General features: G+C 63.2%; 13 protein-coding genes. 7 read left to right on the top strand and 6 right to left on the bottom strand.

The genetic code is table 11. The annotated features are described in order from the left end of the window. Positions 1-80 precede the first annotated feature (80 nt). Positions 81-1,601, bottom strand: a complete 1,521-nt coding sequence (locus ACLMAJ_RS23315) for an alpha/beta fold hydrolase (RefSeq protein ID WP_412015924.1) — start codon at positions 1,599-1,601, stop codon at positions 81-83. A 558-nt stretch (positions 1,602-2,159) separates the two neighbouring features. Here ACLMAJ_RS23315 and ACLMAJ_RS23310 point away from each other — a divergent pair. Beyond that, positions 2,160-3,416 carry a lipase family protein gene (locus ACLMAJ_RS23310; RefSeq protein WP_412015923.1) on the top strand — a complete coding sequence of 419 codons (1,257 nt, stop codon included), beginning with the start codon at positions 2,160-2,162 and terminating at the stop codon, positions 3,414-3,416. A 75-nt stretch (positions 3,417-3,491) separates the two neighbouring features. Here ACLMAJ_RS23310 and ACLMAJ_RS23305 read toward each other — a convergent pair whose 3' ends face one another. Next, positions 3,492-4,505, bottom strand: coding sequence for a LysR family transcriptional regulator (locus ACLMAJ_RS23305; RefSeq protein WP_412015922.1), 1,014 nt, complete (start codon positions 4,503-4,505; stop codon positions 3,492-3,494). Positions 4,506-4,586: 81 nt separating this feature from the next. On the opposite strand from ACLMAJ_RS23305, the gene ACLMAJ_RS23300 reads away from it, so the two are divergent. The 4 genes from ACLMAJ_RS23300 (at position 4,587) to ACLMAJ_RS23285 (ending at position 10,620) form a co-directional block, all read left to right on the top strand. Next, on the top strand, positions 4,587-7,040 hold the full coding sequence (locus ACLMAJ_RS23300; protein ID WP_412015921.1) for a CaiB/BaiF CoA transferase family protein: 2,454 nt from the start codon (positions 4,587-4,589) through the stop codon (positions 7,038-7,040). A gap of 33 nt (positions 7,041-7,073) precedes the next feature. Then, on the top strand, positions 7,074-7,895 hold the full coding sequence (locus ACLMAJ_RS23295; RefSeq protein ID WP_412015920.1) for a crotonase/enoyl-CoA hydratase family protein: 822 nt from the start codon (positions 7,074-7,076) through the stop codon (positions 7,893-7,895). 68 nt (positions 7,896-7,963) lie between these two features. Continuing rightward, positions 7,964-9,001: an ABC transporter substrate-binding protein gene (locus ACLMAJ_RS23290; RefSeq protein WP_412015919.1), complete on the top strand. Its 1,038-nt coding sequence runs from the start codon at positions 7,964-7,966 to the stop codon at positions 8,999-9,001. After that, the gene (locus tag ACLMAJ_RS23285) at positions 8,977-10,620 is read left to right on the top strand and encodes an acetyl-CoA acetyltransferase (RefSeq protein WP_412015918.1); all 1,644 of its coding nucleotides are present in this window, start codon (positions 8,977-8,979) and stop codon (positions 10,618-10,620) included. Before ACLMAJ_RS23290 ends, ACLMAJ_RS23285 begins: the two co-directional genes overlap by 25 nt. A gap of 397 nt (positions 10,621-11,017) precedes the next feature. On the opposite strand, the gene ACLMAJ_RS23280 is transcribed toward ACLMAJ_RS23285, so the two are convergent. The 3 genes from ACLMAJ_RS23280 to ACLMAJ_RS23270 all read right to left on the bottom strand — a co-directional run bounded on the left by ACLMAJ_RS23280 (position 11,018) and on the right by ACLMAJ_RS23270 (position 13,475). Continuing rightward, a complete protein-coding gene (locus tag ACLMAJ_RS23280) occupies positions 11,018-12,043 on the bottom strand; it encodes an NADP-dependent oxidoreductase (RefSeq protein ID WP_412015917.1) in 1,026 nt (341 codons plus the stop codon). Positions 12,044-12,348: 305 nt separating this feature from the next. Beyond that, positions 12,349-12,501, bottom strand: a complete 153-nt coding sequence (locus ACLMAJ_RS23275; RefSeq protein ID WP_412015916.1) for a hypothetical protein — start codon at positions 12,499-12,501, stop codon at positions 12,349-12,351. 155 nt (positions 12,502-12,656) lie between these two features. After that, complete coding sequence (locus ACLMAJ_RS23270; protein WP_412015915.1) at positions 12,657-13,475, bottom strand: MBL fold metallo-hydrolase; 819 nt, start codon at positions 13,473-13,475, stop codon at positions 12,657-12,659. Positions 13,476-13,586: 111 nt separating this feature from the next. Between ACLMAJ_RS23270 and ACLMAJ_RS23265 the strand changes: the two genes are divergently transcribed. Next, complete coding sequence (locus ACLMAJ_RS23265) at positions 13,587-14,195, top strand: helix-turn-helix domain-containing protein (RefSeq protein ID WP_412015914.1); 609 nt, start codon at positions 13,587-13,589, stop codon at positions 14,193-14,195. A gap of 274 nt (positions 14,196-14,469) precedes the next feature. Here the strand turns inward: ACLMAJ_RS23265 and ACLMAJ_RS23260 are convergent, their stop codons facing one another. After that, a complete protein-coding gene (locus ACLMAJ_RS23260) occupies positions 14,470-14,766 on the bottom strand; it encodes an MTH1187 family thiamine-binding protein (protein ID WP_412015913.1) in 297 nt (98 codons plus the stop codon). Positions 14,767-15,365: 599 nt separating this feature from the next. On the opposite strand from ACLMAJ_RS23260, the gene ACLMAJ_RS23255 reads away from it, so the two are divergent. Beyond that, complete coding sequence (locus tag ACLMAJ_RS23255) at positions 15,366-17,042, top strand: hypothetical protein (RefSeq protein ID WP_412015912.1); 1,677 nt, start codon at positions 15,366-15,368, stop codon at positions 17,040-17,042. Positions 17,043-17,146: the final 104 nt, after the last annotated feature.

Here is a 17,146-nt window from a genome sequence, read left to right as displayed (position 1 = left end):
GGCAACAGGACCAGAACCGTCACCCGTCCGCCGCTGGACGCGGCGCGATCATGCCCTTCCGAATGGATCGTGCTGGGCACCTAGTTGGCGAGATAGTTGGGGTCGGGCCGGCAGGTGAGGTCGGCGCCGGGGAGGGTGCCGTCACGGAAGTAGGTGTTGACGATGTCGTTCACGCAGGGGCTCAGGCCGACGCCGAAGATGCTGTGAACGCGAGTGTCGGCCAGTGTGACCATTCGTGACGCTGTCAGGTCCTGGTGCAGCGCAACGCCTTGCTGGTAGGCGGTGCGGGTATCGCGGGTTGCCTGCAAGATCAGGGCTGGTGTCGAGTTGTGCACGGCGGTGGGTGGCTCGATCGGTTCCGGCCAGAACGCACAGGCGGTGATGTTGTTGGCGAACGCGCCGAACACCGGTTGGGTCGCCCGGACGCTTTCGATGTTGCGGAGATACCAGGCCGGATCTCGCGGTGCGGCCTTGTCCCCGCACAGAACCGCGGCCATGCCCGAGGCGTCCGTCGGAGCGCGGCCGCTCATCTTCGTTTTCAGCTGCTCCATGTCGAAGGGCAGCCCGGACACTGCGTCGGCTATGACCCGCACGACCTCGGCGAGCTTGGTGTTCAACTGCGGATTCGACAACATCGCCAGCAGCATCATCGGTGCGGTGTGTTCATCGATGAGATACCCGTTGCCGATGACCGGATGCGCGGCGGCACGTCGGATCATGTCCTCGACAAAGGCTCGGACCTGCGGTCCGCTGCTGCCGAAGTGGTAGTCGGCGTCGTGGCGGGCCGCCCAGATCGCCCAGTCGTCGAGCCCGGCTTCGTTGGTGGCGCCCATATCCTGGTACGTGCCGATCCAGTAGCGGTCCGGGTCGATGGCGCTGTCCAGCACGATCCGGTCACTGCGCTGAGGGAACATCTGTGTGTACACCGCGCCCAGGTAGGTGCCATAGGAGTTGCCGTAATAGTTGAGCGCGCGTTCACCGAATGCGCCGCGGATGACATCCATGTCCCGGGCGGTATTGCGGGTGGTGATGTCGCGGGCCTTCTCGGGATCGGGTACTACGCAGGAAGCCGCGAGGGCGGCGGCCAGGGTGGCGTCGCGCGCGTAGCCGAAGGCATCGAAACCGGCCGAGAACAACAGGCTGGGCATCGGCAGCGCACAACTCATCGGGTCCGATCGGCCGATACCACGCGGGTCCATGCCGATCAGGTCGTACTGGGCACGTACATCCGGTGTGAGCCGATCCCGGAGTTCTGTCATCATGCTCAGGCCCGGACCGCCGGGACCGCCGGGGTTGGACAGCATGATCCCGCGCCTGCGGGCCGGGTCGGTGGCCGGGATGCGCGAGATCGCTACGGTCAGCGTGCGTGAGTCCGGTCGATTGTAGTCGAGCGGTACGACAACGCCGGCACACTGGGCACCCGCATCGTCGAGAACCGCGTCGTTGCACGGCTTCCAGTCCAGCTGCTGGTGATAGAACGACTCCAGCCCACCCGGGATGTCATCGACCGGATCGGCACTTGCCGGTCCCATGGGCAATGTGGTGAATGCGGCTGCCGATATAACCCCCAGCACCAGCCATCGAATCCAACGTATCGGCATCGTATCTCCTGCTCGCGATCTCCGTGTACACATCCTGTTTCCGCCGCACAGCCATTTTCCGGGGCCTCGAACGAGGACCCTACTGCCGTTTGCTGAAACCGGCTCGGCGAAGCAAAGGTTTCCACGGTCAGCCACTCATGCTTACACCGGTCACATCGGTTGCGCCTCCGACATGCGGTTTTGCGTGGCGCGTCGACGTCGACGTCGTCTACGGATCGCAGACTGACACGAAGCGGCGTATGCCGAGAAATTGCCCGCCATGTCGAGGCCGGCACCCGCGCCGGATTCGGCCCCGGTCCAGCGAACCTTCTCCCTTTGCGGGGCGGATGTAACAGTTGTCGGCAAATTTTCAAGCAGTGTGCGTGGATTCGTTATGCTATCGTGCATGCAGTCGTTATCTTAATGTGACCTGCAACTCAAACGAGTGTAGCGCGGGTCGGTGCGGGCCCACAGTGCCTGCGCGTCGAATAGGTGGACGCGGGAGGCGCGATGAAATCCGGAAATGCGTTATCGACATATTGGAAAAATGCTTGCCGCACAGCGTGTTCGGCTACCGGTGTGCATGGTCTGCCGGTCGCCAGCGCGCGTCGGCAACCAGTGATGTGGTGGCGGATCGGTCGGCAATGTCTGACGATCCTCGCGCTCGCCATGGCCATGCTGTCGGCAGCCTTGTCGATGCCGGTCGCGCAAGCCGCAGTGTTGTCCCCTGATGACGATCCCTTCTATGCCGCACCCGCCGACCTCGCATCGCATCCGAACGGAGCGGTGCTCGGTTCGCGGCCGATCGCACTGCTCGGTCTGCCACTACCAGTGACAACGTGGCAATTACGGTATCGCACAACCGATTCCGAAGAGCATCCGCAGTTGAACGTGACGACGGTGCTGGTGCCATCGATGCCCTCGATCGGGCCGCGGCCGGTGTTGTCGTATCAGGTACCCGAGAACAGTCTCGACTCCCGGTGCGCGCCGTCGTCCACGCTGCGTGGCGGAACCGTCGACGACATGGCGAGCACCATGCAGGATGCGCCGTTCATCGCGGACGCGCTGCTGCGCGGATGGACCGTCGTGGTCAGCGATTACGAGGGGCCGCAGTCCCGGCTCTTCGACGGCGTGACATCGGGGCGTGGAGTCCTGGACGGAATCCGGGCCGCACGGTCCTTTGCGCCGGCCGGTATCGATGCCTCGAGCCCGATCGGCACCTGGGGATACTCGGCCGGAGCCTTCGCCACGCTGTGGGCCACGCAGTTGCGTCAGGAATACGCACCAGACGTGCGGATCGTCGGCACCAGCGCCGGCGGAGTCCCCACCGATATCCCGACCATGGCACAACGCGCCGACGGCGCCGTGGGCGCGATATTGATCCTGCTCGGGCTGGCCCGCAATGAACCCGACTCCCAGCTGGCCGGCTTGCTGAACGACCGGGGCCACCGCGCGCTGGTCGCCTCGGACACGTCCTCCTGCAGTGCGGATCTGGCTCAGAAATACCCCGACGTCCACGTCGACGACTTCGCCGCAGTCCCGAACTTGCTAGCGAGTTCCGCTTTCCGCAACGCGGCCACGCCCAACGAACTCGGCGGCACGGCCCCCGACACCCCGCTTTACCTGTACCACAGTGTCGCCGACGAGAAGATCCCCGTCGCCGGCTACACCGCACTCGTCGATGCCTACTGCACTCAGGGCGCCACCCTCACCGCGATCCACTCGCTGTTCCCGACGCACATCGGAGCGGCCGCGGGCGAAGCCATCGGCGGCATGAACTTCCTCGCCGACCGCTTCGCCGGCACCCCCGAGGCCCCAGGGTGTGTGGTGCAGTAAGCGCCGACCCACCGGGCCGAATGCAATGCACATCGTCGTCGGCGGCGGTCATCGGACCAGGCCGCCGACACCGGCTCACCTCGATGGGTTCGAAACCGGTTGGGAAGGTCGATGGTGGAGCAACTCGGACTCCGAGGTTGCCGAGAGGTGCGACCACTCATCGCGTATCGCGTCGACGATCGCAGCGATGACGGGGTCGTGCTCGGCCGCTTTGATATTCCACGCGATCCCTGACAAGAACTCGAGCTCTCCGCTGGCCAGTGGAATCACCCTGAAGGCGGGGTCTGCAAATACGCTCGCTGCCCCACCGGTCGCGGGATCGTAGGTAAGTGCGAGTCCGCGGCTATGACGAATGTAGCTCGCGAGCATGGCTGGATCATTCTCATCCATCCGGTGGAAGTTGCGAATACCGGCTTCGGCAAGCTGCTGATGAAGCCTGTTCAGCGCCAACGGCTGAGGGGTGGCCGGCCGGAGAACGATCTCGCGATTCGCCAAATCCGCCAATGTGAGTTCATCGCGCTGCGCAAGCGGATCATCTGCGCGCATCGCCACCATGAGCTCGTAACGGCTGATCACGATGCTGTCCAGCGCTGGGTTGTTCAGTGGCAAGTGAACCAGTGCCGCCGAAAGCTCGCCCCTCTCGAGGGACGGAAGAAGATCAACGGATCGAGCCGATCGGTAAAGTACCGACGCATCGGGTACCGCAGCTTCGGTCACCTCGATGAACCGGTCGGCCACCGCAGGCGGCGACAGATGTGTTCCGCCGATTCGTACAGTCGGGGGTACGTCTCTGAAAGTGTCTGCGATCGTGGTCAGTTCGTCGACGTCCATCAGAATCTTTCGGACCCGCACCACAAGGGCTTCACCAAACGCGGTCAACTGGACCTCGTGATGCCGCCGAACAAACAGTGCGCCGCCAAGTTTGTGTTCGAGGTCCTTCACCATGCGACTGACCGGCGACGGTGTCAGGTGAAGTCGTTCGGCAGCCCTGGCGAAGTGCAGTTCCTCGGCGACTGTGACGAAGCACCGCAATTGGGGTAAATCCACGATCAAAGCATGGAGTCCGTCATCGTGGTCGTCAATAGACAAGAAAGACGATGCGTTCTGGCGAACCTGATCGTGTCGTAAACAGCGATGTTCAAGTCCAGATTCGGCTGCGACAGTTCTCTCATGACTTCCACGCAGCAATCCGCAGGGATCGACCCCCTGCCTTTGTCCGAGGTCAGAGTCATCGAGCTCACAGACGGCTGCGGAGAGACCGCGGCGCGGCTTCTCGCGGACATGGGTGCGGACGTTGTCAGGGTCGAGCCCGCAACCGGCGCGCTCTCTCGTACCCAGCAACCTGTGTTCGGCGCGATGAGCATCTACTTCGAAACGCACAATCTCAACAAACGCGGGGTAGCGCTTGATCTGACCCACCCATCGGGGCAGAACCTCTTTCAGCGCCTCGTGCAAAGTGCCGACATTCTCATCGAAGGTCTGGGCACCGCGAGACTCGAGGAACTGGGGGTCCATCTGGGGTCTCTACGACATCGCTTTCCAGGTCTTGTCATCGTCTCGATCAGTGACTTCGGGCGCAGTGGACCGTACCGGACCTGGGTCGGTACGGACGCCGTCCACTACGCCCTGAGCAGCCTGCTGTCGCGGTCGGGGCTTCCCGGCCGTCAACCGCTGTTGCCTCCAGGGGTGATGGCAACGGAGTCTGCCGCACTGACAGCCGCATGGGCCGCAGTCCTCGCGTACTACAACCGTCTTCACTCCGGTGTGGGAGACGACGTCGATGTATCAGTTCTTGAAAGTACCGTTCAAATCATCGACCCGGGCTTTGGGATGGCCGGTTCGGCTGCGGGTGGAACGTCGACCTCGGATGCACCACGCGGCCGGCCGGATGTCAGACACCGATACCCGATCTTTGCCTGCACCGACGGGTATGTCCGGTTGTGCATTCTGAGCCCGCGTCAATGGCATGGTGTATTCGAATGGCTGGGTAGGCCGACGGCGCTGTCCGATCCTGCGCTAGAACGTCTAGAAGAGCGTTATTCCATTGCAACGCTGCTTTATTCGATCATATCCGGATTCATCGCACCTAAGATTCGCGACGCCGTTGTCGCCGAAGCTCAGCAATTCGGCGTGCCCTGCACAGCGCTTCTCGATGTCGGCGAGGTGTTCGAAGCAGAGCACTACCGAGCGCGGGGCACTTTCGTTGATATCAAAACTGCAGAGGGTGTGCTGCGTGTCCCCAATGGCATGATCGAGTTCGACGGTCGGCGGATGGGGGTTCGTACACCTGCACCCGGTCACGGCGAGCACAACACCGACATCTTCACCGCCTTGCCCGAACTGGAGTCCGATGAGTTCCCGTCTCGGGTGCCGGAGAGGCTGCGACGTCCGCTCGAGGGCATCCGGGTACTCGACCTGGGTGTAATCGTTGCCGGAGGCGAGGCCGGCCGACTGCTCGCTGACATGGGCGCAGAGGTCATCAAGATCGAAAGCTCGCTGTTTCCTGATGGCAGCAGGCAATCCACCACAAGCGATCTCGTCAGTCCCGTGGTGGCCCGCGGCCACCGCAACAAGCAGAGCATCGGAATCAACCTTCGCTCGGCCGAGGGCCGGCAATTGATGAAGCAGTTGGTCGCGACGTCCGACGTCATTCTGTCGAACTTCAAGCCTGGCACGATGAACAAGCTCGGACTGTCATATGCCGAGCTCGCAAGAGTCAATCCGCGGATCATAGTTGCCGAGTCCAGCGCCTTCGGACGCGAGGGTCCGTGGAGTGGCCGGCTCGGATACGGCCCTCTCGTACGAGCCTCAACGGGATTGAGCGCCTTGTGGCGGTACGACGATGGGGTGGACAGCTTCTCGGACACGGCGACTACATACCCCGACCACGCGTCCGCTCGCGTCGCAGCACTCGGAGTTGTGTCGTTACTGATCCGACGCCGACGGACCGGACGCGGTGGAAAAGTCGATATTGCGCAGGCAGAGGTGATCCTGTCGCAGAGCGCCGACCTCTTGGCGTTGGAATTCCTCTTGCCCGGCAGTGCAGTTCGCTATCGGGACGGGCGGGCCGCTGATGCTCCGCGCGGTGTATATGCCGCATCCGGTGACGACGAGTGGCTCGTCATCGACATCCGCGATTCCACTGACTGGAAAAGATTGGTCGAGAGTCTCGGCCATCCTTCACTGGCCCACGATCCCCGATTCGACAAGGCCGAATGCAGAGTAGCCAACCGCACTGTTATTGACAGGCTCGTCACCCGATGGACGAAATCCCGGACTTCACGCGAGGCCACTGAGGTACTGCAGCGTGCTGGTGTCCCGGCAGGCATGATGCTGCGGGTCGCTGATCTTCTCGACGACGAACATCTGCTCGACAGAGGCGCGTTCACTGTGGCGTCACACCCTCTGGTCGACCACCTCCTGCCGAGCGAGAACACCCCTGGCCATTTCACGAATATCCCCGATGTAGAGCTACGTCCGGCTCCGCTACTCGGCCAACAGACACGCGCGATCGCCGAACGGTTGCTCAATCTGGCACCCAACCAGGTCGACGAACTCCTCGCCGCCGGGGTCCTCGAAGAGAACGTGCCACCGCCGGCGAACCGTGACGGACACATCGCCTGAAACCCGAACTCACACAACAGGAAGTGACAACGCATGACAACACCGAGCACTGAGCACACTCCGAATGCGGGAAGCCTGCCCACGCCACTACTCGAGGAACGTCGTGGACATGTACTCATACTGACCATCAATCGGCCAGAGGCACGCAACGCCATCAACAAGAGCGTCGCGGACGAGTTGGGCCGGGCACTGGCCGACGCGGACAGCGATCACGACATCCGCGCGATCATCGTGACCGGGGCGGGAAACAAGGCATTCTGCGCGGGTGCCGACCTCAAAGCCCTTGCCCGTGGCGAGAAAATCGGTTCCGATGGCCCGTGGGGATTCGCCGGGTACGTTCGTCACGCTGTCTCGGTGCCGACAATTGCTGCGGTCAACGGTTTCGCGTTGGGCGGTGGCACCGAAATAGCTTTGGCCAGTGATCTTCTGGTCGCCTCCGATACAGCGACGTTCGGCCTGCCCGAGGTGACCCGCGGGGTGATCGCCGGCGCGGGTGGCGCCTTCCGTCTCGCCGCGCAGATCCCACCAAAAGTAGCCCTCGAACTGGCACTGACAGGTGAGCACATCACAGCGGCGCGCGCACTGGAGCTAGGTCTGGCCAACCGAGTGGTGCCGGCCGACAAACTACTCGAAACCGCGCTCGAGATCGCCGAACGCATCAGCGCGAACGCTCCACTTGCGGTCCGAGCGACCAAGCGGATAGCGAGAGCGATCAGCGACGGTTCCTATGAAACAGAAGCTCACTCATGGACACGGACAAAGCATGAAGCACACGGAGTGATGAGTAGCGAAGACTCCGCCGAGGGAGTCCGCGCCTTTGCCGAAAAGCGGTCACCCATCTGGGCGGGGAAATGAATAATCGCCCACCCGAGAAAGATGGACCAGCAATGTATAACAGATCAGACCTCGAGGAGGACTGACGAATGAAAACTCGCTTCAGAACATTTACCATTGCCACCGCGATTCTCGCCTCGTTGAGCCTGGCGGCGTGTGGTACCGGCACGTCGTCGACCGGGCCGATAGACGGGAGTTGGGACGACGTCGTCGCAGCCGCAAACAAGGAAGGCAGCGTACTGCTCTATTCGAGCCAGAAGCCTGCCAACCTAGAAAGGCTGAAGGCGTCCTTCGAGGCGAAATACCCGCAGATCAGCATGCAATTCGTCCGCGGAACAGACGCCGACATCAACCCCCGCGTAGAGATCGAGAATCGGATCAAGAAGGGAATTGCCGACGTTCACATGGTGACGGACGCGGCATGGATCAAGGCCGCATCCGATTCGGGCGCATATTCGACGGAATTGGTGGGGCCGAGCCTGAATAGTCCTGCTTACAAACCCGAAAAAAGCGTGATCAAAGACCGGTTTTTCCTCACCAGCGCCGCAGTCTTCGCGCTCGGCTGGAACACCACAAGCGTTCCGCAGGGGCTCGAGAGTCCCCGAGATATTCTCAAACCTGAATACACCGGCAAAATCGGCATCGTGAACCCGGCCGGAATTGCATCTTACGTCGATCTATACCGATACTATTCCAAAACTTTCGGCGAAGACTATTGGCAGAAACTGGCAGCACTGAAGCCGCGTGTCTTTCCCAGCGCAATCGCGATCGGTCAAGCATTGGCGTCGGGTGAAGTCGTCGTCGCGCCGGCGGTCCAGCCATTGGTGACCGAGATCGCCGCCGGGGCGCCGGTCGGCTGGACACTCCCGGAAAACCCCTGGGGGACACCGTGGTACAGCCATGTTCTCGAGGTGGCACCGCACCCGAACGCAGCCCAGGTGCTTGCCGATTTTATGGTCACCCAGCAGGGCCAAACGGCATTGAACAACGGGTACGCCGCGACACTGCCTGATATTCCGGCAGCGGTCGCACGCGCGCAAGACATCAAGTCGCCGGATACGGCCGACCTGACGCCGGAGCGGATTGAACAGTACTCCCGGCAATGGGAAAAATTATTCCAGCCCTGACCGTATTTAACGAACTCGGCATCCCGGGAAGGATGGCTCTTGTGCACGACCTAGACCCTCATACCCCAGTCATAGTGGGGGTGGGCCAAGTGTCCGACCACATCGATCGACCGAACTACAGGCAGCTGAGTCCCGTGGAGCTGGCAGCGGAAGCTGCCAGAGCCGCGATAGCGGACTGTGGTGTAGATCCCCGGTCGATCACCGCGCAGATCGATACCGTGGCCGGCATAAGGCAATTCGAGAACTCGACGCCGATCGCACTCGCACCGTTGGGTCGATCGGACAACTATCCCAGATCGGTCGCGGATCGGATCGGCGCAGATCCGCGGCGCGCAATCCTGGAAGTCAGCGGCGGCCAAGCTCCCCAAAAGCTGGTAACCGAGATGGCCGGGACCATCGCACGGACAGGTTCTGGAGTAACCCTGATCTTCGGGGCCGAGGCAATCTCCACAGTCCGCCATCTCGCCCAGGCCGAGCGACGACCCGACTTCACCGAGGATCGCGGCGGGCAGCTCGAGGATCGCGGCTACGGATTGGAAGGCCTGGTATCGGAGTCCGAGACGAAGCACGGACTCATCGGCGCACCACCTCGATACGCCCTGTTCGAGAACGCTCGTCGTGCTCGGCTAGAACAAACGCGCGCCGACTACGCACTGTCCATGGGGCAACTCTTTGAACCGTTCACCGCAGTCGCGGCGAGGAACGTGCATGCGGCGGCCCCGACCGAACGGACCGCGGCAGAGCTGGCCACGGTCACCGAGCGCAATCGCATGATCGCCGATCCCTATCCGCGGTTCATGGTTTCGCGAGATCAGGTCAATCAAGGTGCGGCCCTACTCATCATGTCTGTCGGCACTGCAAGGACTCTTGGTATACCGGAATCGAAATGGGTCTTCCTTCATGGCCACGGAGACCTTCGCGAAAAGGATCTCCTGGCCCGCCCTGACCTCAGCACGAGCCCGGCGGCCATCGCGGCTATCGGCCACGCCTTGGATGTCGCTGGTATCAGGGCCACACAGCTTTCATCGTTCGACCTCTACAGCTGTTTCCCGATTGCGGTCTTCAATATCTGCGATGGACTCGGACTGAGTCCCACCGATCCACGGCATCTCACCGCAAGCGGTGGCCTGCCCTTCTTCGGAGGCGCCGGCAACAACTATTCGATGCACGCAATCGCCGAAACGGTCACCCGACTGCGATCAGCGCCCGGCTCGTATGGTCTTGTCGGCGCTAATGGGGGCTACCTCAGCAAGTACTCCGTCGGCGTCTATTCGACCAAGCCAGTGGAATGGCGTCACAATCACAGCACCGAGATCCAAGCGGGACTCGATGCGGCACTGAGTATTTCAACAGTTGACACGGCTGACGGATGGGCTGTCGTCGAAAGCTACACCACCGGGTACGGCCGCACGGACCAGACCGGCATCGTTGTCGGGAGACTTGAAGACGGCCGGCGCTTCCTCGCCAACACCATCGACGGCGATGTCGCAACCCGCGACATGCTCAGTTGCGAACAACCCATAGGGCAGCGGGTCTTCGCGCGATCCACCGGCCGCAGCAACCTCGTGTCGACGAGCGTAGAAGCCATGAACACCTTCACAACAGCGCCCTCGTCATAGTCTTCCTTCCGCGGATGAGTCTGCTGTCAACGACGGTCCGTCGAGGCGACTGCGGGAGGGATCCGTATTCGGACATCTCCGCTGGCGGCGTTCGCAGTGTGTCCGACCTGCGAGAGTCCATCCCGATGCCCTCGACGAGGGCGTCGATGTCCGCTTCGTCCCCGGCGCCACATGCCGTGAGCAGAACACTCGCCGCCGCGAGCGCAATGCGCTGCGGACGCCGCGGACGAACACGACCTCAGCTGGCTCCCTGGCTCCAACGACGAGATCGCCGAAACGGCCTGAATACTGAACACGATGTGCGGACTCGGCGACTACCGCACCACCGCCGCCGAGCGGTGGCGCGGACGCAGGGCCGGACGTGGCCGATGACTGGCGCCCGAACCGATCGACCACCTCACGCCGAGCGGAGCCGGCACAGTGTCTTGCCTGTGGTCTCGCCGGACAACATCGCCACCAGCGCGGCACTCGCCTGCTCAATACCGTCGAAAACCGATTCCCGATAGGTCAGTCGGCCGTCCGCGAGGTAGCCGGCTACCTCCTGTCGCATCGGTTCCTGGAGATGGGTGAACGAACCGGCGCGAAAACCGCGCATTCGCAACCCTTTCGACACCATGGTGAACAGGTTCGGCGGACCGGCCGTGGCGACGCCGTCGTATTCGGATACCGCGCCGCAGAGCGCGATCCGGCCCTGCGGGCACAAGGCGTCGAGGGCCGCGGTGAGATGGTCGCCGCCGACATTGTCGAAATAAGCATCGATCCCCCCGGGCGCTAGCCCGGCGAGGGATTCCGATAGGGGGTCGTCGTGGTAGTCGAACGCGGATATACCGAGATCGTCCCGCAGGAAAGTGACCTTCTCCGGGCTGCCCGCCGAACCGATGACCGTGGCGCCGCGCAGTTTCGCGAGTTGCGCGGCCAGCAAGCCGACGGCGCCGGCGGCCGACGAGACCCACAGGGTGTCCGCCGACGTCAGTTCCAAGATCTCGAACAGACCCACATAGGCGGTCAGGCCGGCGCTGCCGAGGGGGCCGAGGAACCACTGCGGCGGCAGGGCCCTGGGGTCGATCCGAGTCGGGGCGCCATAGCCGCCGATGGTCCGCGCGTCCGGCCCCACGATCGCGAACTCCCGGTACCCGAGGGTGTGGGAAACCAGGTCACCGGTGGCGAAATTGGGATTGCGGGTCTCGACGACGATGCCGAGCGCGAGCCCGGTGAGCGCGTCACCAGGTTGTAGCGGGGGCAGATACCCGTCCGGCGTCGACTCCGCCAGCTGGATCCGTATGGACGGGTCGATCGACAGCCAGGTGTTGCGTATCAGCACCTCGCCAGGCTCCAGCGATGGTATCGGCGTCTCGACGAGGGTGAGGTCGGCGCCGCTCAGCTTTCCAACCGGTCGCCGCGCCAGGCACAGGTGACGATTCATAGAAGACCCTTCTGTCTGATTGAACACGCGACCGGTCAGCACGCGAACGCGACGTTCGGAGTCCGCGCGATGAGCAGGCGCCCTCGGCGTCGATCTGCGCGGCCACTTCGAGCGACGCCTCGAATTCCCATGCCCGGGTGGTGCGGCCGAGTAGGCGATGAGATCGGTTGCGTCTAAATGCATCGCGGCGACGAACCAGCAGGTGGTCACCGTGTCGTTCTCAATGACCGCGCCGTGCACGAATTGCATATCGCCTACGGGCGACCCGGAGCAGCCGGTGTTTACGTTCGCCTTCGGCCGGCCGCTCAGCTAGTCGAACATTGCCGCCCGCCCATGGTCCCATCGCCCCCGGTGGACAGGACCATCGCGAAGTCGGCGTCTTCGGCCAGCAACGCCGTCGCGTCCTGCAACCTGCCACTGTCGACCGTCGCGCAATAGTCCCCGATCAGGTAAGTCATGAAATGAACTTAGTTCAACAAACTGCGTCTTGTCGAGAGCGTGAACGGCTGGGCTCGAGGCGTCCGGGAAGCGCCTGACCGGCTCGACCACGTTCTGGACGAGCTTGCCCTTCTTGGTCGCGATCGCGAGCGCGGCCCGGAGCCGACAGGCTCGATCAGCCGATCGGTGGTGCGAGGTATTCCAGCGCATAACCATCGCCGGAGGGGGTTACGCGGGCGATGCCGGGTGAGTCGAGGTGGGCGCCGGCCACGAAGTGGTGTGGTTGGGTCAGTTGTTCGAGGAGGGCCGCTCGCGCGGCGCGGGCCTGGGATTGGTTGCCGTCGAACTCCCAGCACACGTTCGGCTGATCGAATTGGAGCGTGGGAACGTGAACGGTGTCGCCCCAGGCGAGCAGGTGGCTGGTGCCGCTCCTGATGTCGTAGACGGTGTGACCGGGCGTGTGGCCCGGTGTCGGGATCGCGGTGGTCCAGTCGTTGATCGCGACCTTCTCCGACACGGGCACGACCCGGTCGCAGATCGGCTCGAGCCGCCCCGTGAACACCGAGGTGTCGCCCGCGCCGATCCATACGCGCTCGAGTTTGGTGAACGCCTCTGAACCGTCCGGCGCGATCAGGCCGCTCACGTGGTCTTCGTGCTTGTGGGTGATGGCCACATCGGTGACCTGCGCGCGGTCGATTCCCGCTTCGTCGAGCGCGTCGTAGATCAATCCCATGGTGGGGTCGTGCCAGGCGTTGGACGCGCCGGTGTCGATGAGAACCGACCGCGTGCCGTCGGTGACGAAGAAGGCGTTGACCGACAGCCGCAAGTTGTCGCCGGCCAGCGGCACGGCGGCTGGCAGCTCATCGAGCGTGCGGCCGTCCTCGTCGCGGAGCCGTGTCGGCGGCATGTCGATGTACCCGTCTCGCAACGAAATCACCTGCAGATCGCCGAATTCGAACGTGGCGTGGTGCTGGCCGCTCGAGATCAAACGCATGGAACCTCCGTCGTGTTATGCGCATATCGCGTGTCTCCGATAGAAGACTATATCTTCTTTGGGAGAAAGTTACACTGTGGCCAGCGAGGTACCCATCTATCGAGGAGCACGGTGGTCGAGCAAGACGGAAACGTGGCCGAACCACAGCACGGTGACGACTTGGCCGGCGCGTTCGGCAGTAACGTGCGGCGACGCCGCGAGGAGGCGGGCCTGACGCTGGAGCAGCTGTCCACACAGTCGTCGGTCAGCCGGGCGATGCTGTCCAAGGTCGAACGCGGTGAGAAGAGCCCGACGATCGGCGTCGCGTCCAGGATCGCCCACGCGCTCGACGCGTCGCTCTCGGACTTGATCGGTGGGGTAGCCGCTGCCGCGTCCGGTGTGGCTGTTGTCATGCGCAAGAACGGTCGCCCCGTTTTCCGTGACCCGGAAACCGGCTTCGAACGGCACATGGTGTCAGCGGCCCCGGGCGCGGGAGGAGCCGAGATGGTCGTCCACTACCTCCCCGCACAGGTCTCTACCGGGCTACTGCCCGCGTATCCGCCGGGTACGGAGAAACAACTCGTGGTGCTCGAAGGCACCCTCACCGTCGCGATCGGCGGAATCAGCGAGACCCTGAACGCAGGCGACTCCCTGTTCTTCCAGGCCGACGCGGACCACGGCTTCGCCAACCGAACGAACGCTGTCTGCGAATACATCATGGTCATCTCGCGCAGAACCTGAAGGAGAAGCGACAGGATTCGGGGCTTTGCAGACTGTCCGTTGACCAGTGCGGTCTTGTCGGACAGTCGCGGTAGTTTCCCGGATCAGCGAATGCCATTGTCTGGCACGGGGTTCAAGGAGTCAGATGAAAAGACAAAATTATGGGCTGCCCAACGTCGAAATACGTGGCGACGATCGAGCCAGGGGCAAACTTCTGCGCATTGGCTTGTCGTGAGAGCTGCTTGCGCTCATCAGCTTGTCCCGAAATTTCCGGGGGTTTGGGAGCGTCCAGGCCCTACTGTTGGGCGAGATGACGCTCGATAGATTCGAGTTTGGTGGTCAGGGTGTTGTTGTAGCCGGGGCGGATGTCGGCCTTGATAATGATGCTGCACCTGGTGGAGACAGCCAGCACGGCGTCGGTTGCCGCTTTGATAACCGCCATCACCTCGTCCCAGTCGCCTTCGATCTCGGTAAAGCTCGCTGCGGTCCGGTTGGGGAGCCCGCTGTCGCGGATGACTCGGACTGCCGCGGCCACCTGCTCGCCGACATCTTCTCCAACGCCAACCGGGGTGATCGAGAACGCTGCGAGCATGACGTATTCCTCCTGTCGACACGAAACCTGTCCAAGGACTACAGAGTACGCAGCAACTCTTGGGCGTTGACTCTTCCTTTGTCCGGGGCGACTCGACCCCCGAGGCAGACATCCATCGGCGCACAACGCCCAGGCGGCCGTCCTCAGGCTGCCCCACCCAACAAACCGTGCCTTTCCTGCCCTGCACTGCCGTGCTGCCGACAGTGCGTCTAGTGCTGTCGATCGTCGTGCCTGCTTTCCTCACCTACCGCGTGGTCGCCTTCGTCATCGAATACTTGCTTGCCCAGGGCTCCGCACAACGATGAGCGATCCCGAAGATGCTAGATACGATGTTCCAGCCGACGGGACTGTCCGAGTCGCGCAACCGGCACCTGGTCGTGGAGATCGAGAGTGACTGTGCGGCTGTGGCTTTCCGGCGGAAAACGTTAGTTGTCCGGGTCCGCCTCGACTGTGGCGGGTGTTTGGACCGCCGAGATCGGCTCGCATTCACCTCGAGGGGCGGGTGGTAGTCGGGTGCGAAATTCATTCCGGGGGAAGCGGCGTCGCGCGGCTGTCGTGCCCGTGGTTGCATATGGATGCGCAGGACGAGGTGGAGGACTATGGGATACGACTGCACATTGCATCTTGTGGACGAGGGCGCGATCCGGGAGCAGTTCGTGCCCCGGCTGCTCGGACGTTCCACCGGGCCGACAGCGTTGGATCGAGTGCATCCAGGCGCTGAGGACCTTTGGCGGCAGGTGCGGGAGCTGCTGCTCGGAGAGGACGCGCGGGCCGCGGCGGAGGCCGTGTCCGTTGCGGCGGTCATGTTCAGCGCTTCGATGCTGCCGTACCGGTACGAGCGAGGACTGGCGCTGAGCCTCGCGTTCGAAGCGGGGCGGGTGTTCCCGGACGCGGTGTTCGTACCGAAGGCCGCGTACGAGCCGGACGGGCTGTTCACCGAAATCGTTGCGGCGCATCCGCAACTGGGTGGGCGGTTCTCGTCGGGATGGTTCAGTGGGAATTATTCGACGGGCCTGTATGTGCCCGCCGATCATGTCGCGGAGGTGCTGGCGTGGGTACAGGAGCAGCTCGTGCCATTGCCGAAAGGCGAGCAGCGGAAGTACCGCGGGATCGTGGCGACCCTGCTGGCGGCGGTCGACCGCAAACTGGGGTATTGGGAGGCAACCGATCTCGCGGTGCCCGCGGCAGGTGAGTTCCCGGGAGATCCGGAGCTGATGTGGGCGCAGTACCTGGGCAACGACGGAACTCCGGCCGCCGCGGTGGAGACCGCGCCGTCCTCGCCGATCGCGAGCGTGCTCGATGACATCGTCGACGGATTCCTGCTGTCGCACAGCGACGGCAAGACTCCGCGGGTGGAATTGTGGGATCTCGAGGCGTGGCCTCCGCGTTTGTCGTTGCAGCGCAACGAATTCTGGGTGGCAGCGGCACGGTCACCCACCGGCGGATGGCTCGCGCACTCCACCGTCGACACGAAGGCGCGCCCGCGCGTGTTCGGGCCGATCCTCGTGGACGGCGCAGAGGATGCGCCACAAGTACTGCCGGCCAAGGGGCCGGGCGAGGCCGACCTCTACTCGCACGAGTGCTACTTCCTCGGCGCACGTCCCGTGGTGTTGCATGAGGTGAAGACCCACCTGCTGAGATTCGGCGGCCTGAATATCGGTGACCCGCTACCCGGCCCGCTGTGGCTCATGGAATCCGGTGCGTGGGAGCAGGTTCCGGGCATTCCGGATGCGGCCGTGGTTAAGAGCGTGCTCGGCGACGCCGCGCGTCCGATGACCGGGGCCGCACGGCTGGCGGACGGCAGCACCGTGTTGGTGTGGGACGGAAATGGCTACGAACTCGACGCGGCGGGCACTGGCTGCGTCCGCGCCTTCGAGATGGGCGCACAACGCTCGTTCGTCGAGTTCACCTCAGTCCCCGCGGGGGACGACGGATTCTTCTATCTGTCCGATCGCGACCTGTACGAAATCCATCGAGGTGATACACCGATCCGCCATGTTGAAGCATGGACGAATGTGATGGCCGTGCGTCCGGGACCAGACGGCGGTTTGCTGCTGAAGTTCGGCGGCAACGACGAGGGTGACGTCGGGGTGCTCTACTTCCCGGAGAACGGCACATATATCCCGCTGCCGCCCGAGATGTTCGACGACAGGTCCAGCTACTCGGCCCTGTACTGGAGCCAGGCGGCCGATCGAATCGTGGTGGTCGGCGGCGGTTTTGTCGCCGTTCCAGTGGAAGTTGTTCTGGCACAACAGAGATCGGAGGTGTCGGAGTAACTCTGATGCGTGTGACTATCTGCGCCAGTCCGACGGTGATATAAATAGGCCCAGCAAATACTCCACTTCTGAGCAATAGCCTGGTTAGCTGAATGTTCCTGCTC

This window comes from Nocardia arseniciresistens (assembly GCF_046764875.1).
Taxonomy (GTDB): Bacteria; Actinomycetota; Actinomycetes; order Mycobacteriales; family Mycobacteriaceae; genus Nocardia; species Nocardia arseniciresistens.
This window is presented reverse-complemented; position numbering and strand designations above follow the sequence as displayed.

What these genes read in the sequence shown, in the direction of transcription:
- ACLMAJ_RS23315 (WP_412015924.1), bottom strand. Translation starts at nt 1,601, where the DNA reads ATGCCGATACGTTGGATTCGATGGCTGGTGCTGGGGGTTATATCGGCA.
- ACLMAJ_RS23255 (WP_412015912.1), top strand. Translation starts at nt 15,366, where the DNA reads ATGGGATACGACTGCACATTGCATCTTGTGGACGAGGGCGCGATCCGG.
- ACLMAJ_RS23275 (WP_412015916.1), bottom strand. Translation starts at nt 12,501, where the DNA reads ATGACTTACCTGATCGGGGACTATTGCGCGACGGTCGACAGTGGCAGG.
- ACLMAJ_RS23280 (WP_412015917.1), bottom strand. Translation starts at nt 12,043, where the DNA reads ATGAATCGTCACCTGTGCCTGGCGCGGCGACCGGTTGGAAAGCTGAGC.
- ACLMAJ_RS23285 (WP_412015918.1), top strand. Translation starts at nt 8,977, where the DNA reads ATGGGAAAAATTATTCCAGCCCTGACCGTATTTAACGAACTCGGCATC.
- ACLMAJ_RS23295 (WP_412015920.1), top strand. Translation starts at nt 7,074, where the DNA reads ATGACAACACCGAGCACTGAGCACACTCCGAATGCGGGAAGCCTGCCC.
- ACLMAJ_RS23290 (WP_412015919.1), top strand. Translation starts at nt 7,964, where the DNA reads ATGAAAACTCGCTTCAGAACATTTACCATTGCCACCGCGATTCTCGCC.
- ACLMAJ_RS23300 (WP_412015921.1), top strand. Translation starts at nt 4,587, where the DNA reads ATGACTTCCACGCAGCAATCCGCAGGGATCGACCCCCTGCCTTTGTCC.
- ACLMAJ_RS23270 (WP_412015915.1), bottom strand. Translation starts at nt 13,475, where the DNA reads ATGCGTTTGATCTCGAGCGGCCAGCACCACGCCACGTTCGAATTCGGC.
- ACLMAJ_RS23260 (WP_412015913.1), bottom strand. Translation starts at nt 14,766, where the DNA reads ATGCTCGCAGCGTTCTCGATCACCCCGGTTGGCGTTGGAGAAGATGTC.